The sequence below is a fragment of the Paraburkholderia sp. SIMBA_054 genome (assembly GCF_046534875.1).
Lineage (GTDB): Bacteria > Pseudomonadota > Gammaproteobacteria > Burkholderiales > Burkholderiaceae > Paraburkholderia > Paraburkholderia hospita.
Genome location: NZ_JAWRXV010000233.1, coordinates 1 through 492 on the forward strand (window position 1 = coordinate 1; position 492 = coordinate 492).

At 60.4% G+C, this 492-nt stretch carries 1 protein-coding gene; it reads right to left on the bottom strand.

Annotated elements, in window-relative coordinates; translation table 11 throughout:
- On the bottom strand, window positions 1-401 hold a 401-nt coding region (locus SB822_RS54915; RefSeq protein WP_410858824.1), incomplete at its 3' end, for an IS110 family transposase.
- Window positions 402-492: the final 91 nt, after the last annotated feature.

Sequence of the window (492 nt, forward strand, 5' to 3'; positions counted from 1 at the left end):
TCAACGAAACCGTCCCGCATCCGGTGCAGCACCAGCACGTTTTGCTGGTCTGCCGTTTTGACGGCCACGAAGCGCATATGCGGCCGGCCCGCGGCCTCGCAGATGGCCTCAGCATCCAGCCTGTCGTTCTTCACGTGCTTGCCGCCCTTGCGGTATGGCGCGGCGAACTGCGGCGCGATCAGGCGGACTTCGTGGCCGAGCGCGCGCAGCTTGCGCGCCCAGTAGTGGGCTGCGCTGCACGCTTCCATTGCGACCAGGCACGGCGCGAGGTTGGCAAACCACTCGAGAAACTTCTGTCGTGAGATGGCTTTCCTGACCACCACGCGTTCCATGCTGTCCACGCCGTGTACCTGAATCAGGTTCTTGGCCAGATCCACGCCGATACGAGTAATCTTGTCCATGACTTTCCCCTTCTCAGATGGGTTGCCTAGCACCAACCATCCTGACATATCGCTATGCCACGAGATCGGGAAAGTCCTTACTAATTCGGAT